Origin of the sequence: Hominilimicola sp., from assembly GCF_046972485.1 — a bacterium.
Lineage (GTDB): Bacteria > Bacillota > Clostridia > UBA1381 > UBA1381 > Hominilimicola > Hominilimicola fabiformis.
Genome location: NZ_JBKVWU010000159.1, coordinates 1 through 4,390, shown reverse-complemented (window position 1 = coordinate 4,390; position 4,390 = coordinate 1). Strand labels below are relative to the sequence as shown.

Sequence of the window (4,390 nt, the reverse complement as noted above, 5' to 3'; positions counted from 1 at the left end):
CCGACAGCAACACCAACAGCGACACCGACAGTGACACCAACAGCGACACCGACAGCAACACCAACAGCGACACCGACAGTGACACCAACAGCGACACCGACAGTGACGCCAACAGCGACACCGACAGCAACACCGACAGTGAACCCAACAGGTACACCAACAGTAAACCCAACAGTCACACCGATAGCAACTGCAACAGTTGCTCCGACAATAACACCAACAGCTACACCAAAATCAAGAGGCGGAAAAGGCAGCAGTGGTGGCGGAAGTTATGATTCAAGATCTACAGCCAAACCGACGACAATACCGATTCCTGTGACTCCGACAGCAACAGTTATTCCGACAACAACGCCAAATGCAAGCGGTAAAAATAACAATGTTCCAGATCTTAATAAAGAAGACCATTTTGCGTATATAGTTGGTTATCCTGAAGGTGATGTAAGACCGGAAGGCAATATTACAAGAGAAGAAGTAGCGTCTGTATTCTTCAGACTTCTTACTGACGAATCACGTCATGAATATTGGAAACAAACAAACAATTATAAAGATATTTCAAATGACAGATGGTCAAATAATGCAATTTCAACAATGACGAATGCAAATATTATATACGGTTATGAAGATAATACATTCAGACCGTCAAATGCCATAACAAGAGCAGAATTTGCCGCTATAGCCGCAAGATTCGATTCAGACGAATATACAGGCGAAGATAAGTTTAGGGATATAAGTGGACATTGGGCGGCTGAATATATAAACAGAGCATCTGAAAAAGGTTGGATTTCAGGTTATGAGGACGGAACGTTCAGACCGGAACAATATATAACAAGAGCAGAGGCAATGACTTTAATAAATTTATTGCTTGAACGAGTAGTAGAAAGCGATAAGATTCACAGCGATGCAATATTCTGGCCGGATAATAAATCTGATATGTGGTATTATACAGCAGTAGAAGAGGCAACAAATTCTCATAAATACACAAGAGAAAATACTAAATATGAAACTTGGACTGAAATTGACCAACCACGTGATTGGGAGAAAATTGAAAGGAAAGGTATTTTAGATTAATGAAAAGTACCTCCGAAAATTAAGTATTCTTAAAGTTTTGTGTAAATACAAAATAGTGCAGAAAATTTTATTTAAGCGGACGGAATTAAATTCCGTCCGCTTTTACGTTATCAAAAAAATCAAATCGTCAATAGCGGATTCTATCAGCAAAGAAGAACTCCAACCGAGAATGAGGCTCATATCCAATCACGACGGCGACTAATCCATTTTTCATGACGTCCATTATTGCAAGGTACAGCATTTTAAACAAACCTAAATATTTCAGGTATCCCCAAGCGGTTTGTGCACTTATCTGCACAACTAACACGATAGAAAAATTTAAAATAATACACTTTTTAAAATTTTACATCTTCTTTTCGATTTTTTCCATTGAAGATATTAATGATTTTAGTTAAAATAAAGTCAACAAATAAACAAAGAAAGGAATGAGAGAGATGTCTGAATACATTCTTGAGCTAAAAGGAATAACGAAAATATTTCCCGGAGTAAAGGCTCTTGATAATGTTCACTTTCAGTTAAAACAAGGTGAAATACATGCTCTTATGGGTGAAAACGGTGCAGGAAAATCAACATTCATAAAAGTTATCACCGGAGTACATCAAGCTGAAGAAGGTGAAATATTCATTAACGGCGAAAAAGTAGAAATAAAAAATCCTAAAGATGCACAAAAATTAAGTATTGCCGCTATTTATCAGCACGGTACGGCATATCAACATTTAAGTGTAACGGAAAACATTTTCATAGGACACGAGAAAATGACAAAGTTCCATACAATTGATTGGAAACAAATGCACAAGGATGCAAAAGCGCTTTTGGAGAGATTGGGAAGTGACATTGACCCACATTCAAGTATGGGTAATCTTACAGTTGCGGAACAACAGATAGTCGAAATTGCAAAAGCCATTTCTACAAATGCAAAAATAATCATAATGGACGAGCCTACGGCGGCTCTTTCAAAAAGAGAATGTGAGGAATTATACAGAATTACAGAACAACTTAGAGATGAAGGCTGTTCAATAATATTTATCTCGCATCGTTTTGAAGATATGTACAGACTTGCTACAAGAGTAACCGTATTTCGTGACTCACAGTACATAGGTACATGGAATGTAGATGAAATTTCAAATGAAGTATTGATTTCAAAAATGGTCGGACGTGAAATTTCTCAAATTTATCCTAAGCAAGAAGTTGAAAGAGGAGAAGAAATTTTCAGAGTTGAGGGATTATCAAAGACAGGGTACTACAAAGATGTTTCTTTTTCACTTCACAAAGGCGAAATTCTTGCTATGACAGGACTTGTCGGTGCAGGACGAACAGAAGTATGTCAAGGTATTATGGGTATTGAAAGACCCGATAAAGGAAAGGTCATTTTGGAAGGAAAAACACTTTCAATAAAACATCCGTCAGACGCTATGAAAGCAGGTATCGGATATTTGCCTGAGGACAGACAAAAACAAGGTCTGATTCTTGATTGGGGATTGGGACAAAACGTAACATTATCAACACTTGAAAAATTTACTAAGTTCACTGTTATAAACAGAAAAGCAGAACGTGAACGTTCAAAAGAACTTTTAGAAAAAGTTAAAACAAAGGCTCTTTCTGTATTTGATAAGGCGTCAAGTTTGTCAGGTGGTAATCAGCAAAAGGTTATTGTAGCAAAGGTTTTAAATTCCGATTTGAAAGTAGTTATCCTTGACGAACCGACAAAGGGTGTCGATGTAGGTGCAAAAGCACAGATATATGAAATTATGTCAGAATTGGCGGCACAAGGTTTCGGAGTAATAATGATTTCTTCGGAAATGCCAGAAGTATTGGGTATGGCAGATACAATCCTTGTTATGAAAGAGGGCAGAGTATCTAAGATTTTTGCAGATGCAACAGGCGTTACTCAAGAACAAATCCTTGAGGCCGCAATGAATATGTAGGAGGTGTGATTTAATTATGAAGTTAAAAAAATTCTTTTCATCGAATATTCGTGAAATCAGCTTAATTATTGTAATGATTGCACTTTCTGTATTTATTGAAATAAGAAGTGGAGGAAACTTCTTCACACTTGAAAACATTTCCGATATGTTCACGGAAACGGCAGTTCTTGCAATTACAGCGGTAGGCATGATGATGGTAATTATCACAAGCGGTATTGACCTTTCAATCGGCTCGATAATGGCGTTGGGTGCAATGGTCGGTGGAACGATACTTAAAAATAATCAAGCAGTTCCCGGAGTGGTAATAATTTTAGTATCGATAGCAGTCGGTATTGTATGTGGTTTCATAAACGGTACATTGGTTGCTAAACTGAAAATATTACCTATTATTGCAACACTCGGTATGATGAATATATATCGCGGACTTACATATTTAGTTGCCAACGGAAGTTGGGTAAAACAACAGGAAATGGGAACAAAATTTCTGTCAATCGCGACAGGAAAGTTTCTTGGTATAAATAATCTTATAGTTATAGCAATAGTTGTTTATATAATTGCTGCATTCTTCCTAAATAAAACCCGTACGGGCAGAAAGATTTATGCGGTAGGAAACAGTGAAGAAAGTGCAAGAGTTTCTGGTATCAAAACAGACCGAACATTAATTATGGTTTATACTATATTAGGTGCGGTAGCCGGCTTAGGCGGTATACTTTATGTATGTAAATACGGAGTTGCTCAAGGTGAAACCTGTACCGGATACGAAATGAATGTAATCGCAGCTTGCGTACTTGGCGGTGTAAGCATTAATGGCGGTACAGGCAGAGTACAAGGCGTATTGTTGGGTGCTGTATTACTTGGTATTCTTAACAATGCAATGCCGCTTATCCATGTATCTTCATTCTGGCAAGAGGCAATTCGCGGTTTGATTATACTTCTTTCAATTATAGCAAACTCGTTAATTCAAAGAAACGTTGAAATGAAAGCATTGAGAAGGAGGAATATCTGATGGCTAAAGAGTATGTAAAACAGGCTGTAAGCAGTGACGGTACAAGAACAATATCAGCCCAAAGAGGATTTTCTTGGCAGAGATTTCTTTTTCAATGGGAGTGGATGCTTGTATTAATGCTTATATTGGTAAATATATTTAATATATCCGCGTCACCGTATTATGCACACGCAAAATCAATTTTAAATGCAACTCGTGACTTCTTGGATAAAGCAATAGTAGTATTTCCGATGGCATTCGTATTAATGCTCGGTGAAATCGACATCAGTGTTGCGTCAATTATGGCTCTTTCAGCAACAATTATGGGTGTTGCGTTTGATGCGGGAGTTCCGATGATCGGTGCAATCGGTCTTGCACTTGTTACAGGCACTGTATGCGGTTTGATTAACGG

Annotated in this window: 3 protein-coding genes and 1 pseudogene; all 4 read left to right on the top strand. The window is 37.7% G+C overall.

The features are described 5' to 3' along the window. A partial coding sequence (locus ACLTU0_RS11035) for an S-layer homology domain-containing protein (protein WP_412322481.1) occupies nucleotides 1–1,068 on the top strand: 1,068 nt, incomplete at its 5' end. 434 nt (nucleotides 1,069–1,502) lie between these two features. After that, entirely contained in the window at nucleotides 1,503–2,993 is a 1,491-nt protein-coding gene (locus tag ACLTU0_RS11030) for a sugar ABC transporter ATP-binding protein (RefSeq protein WP_412322479.1), read from the top strand. A 16-nt stretch (nucleotides 2,994–3,009) separates the two neighbouring features. Next, complete coding sequence (locus ACLTU0_RS11025; RefSeq protein ID WP_412322478.1) at nucleotides 3,010–3,999, top strand: ABC transporter permease; 990 nt, start codon at nucleotides 3,010–3,012, stop codon at nucleotides 3,997–3,999. After that, a pseudogene (locus ACLTU0_RS11020) lies at nucleotides 3,999–4,390 on the top strand (hypothetical protein); the annotation flags it as partial. The gene ACLTU0_RS11025 and the pseudogene ACLTU0_RS11020, both read left to right, overlap by 1 nt.

Bases quoted from the DNA above. Each gene is read 5' to 3' on its own strand.
- ACLTU0_RS11030 (WP_412322479.1), top strand. From the start codon at position 1,503: ATGTCTGAATACATTCTTGAGCTAAAAGGAATAACGAAAATATTTCCC.
- ACLTU0_RS11025 (WP_412322478.1), top strand. From the start codon at position 3,010: ATGAAGTTAAAAAAATTCTTTTCATCGAATATTCGTGAAATCAGCTTA.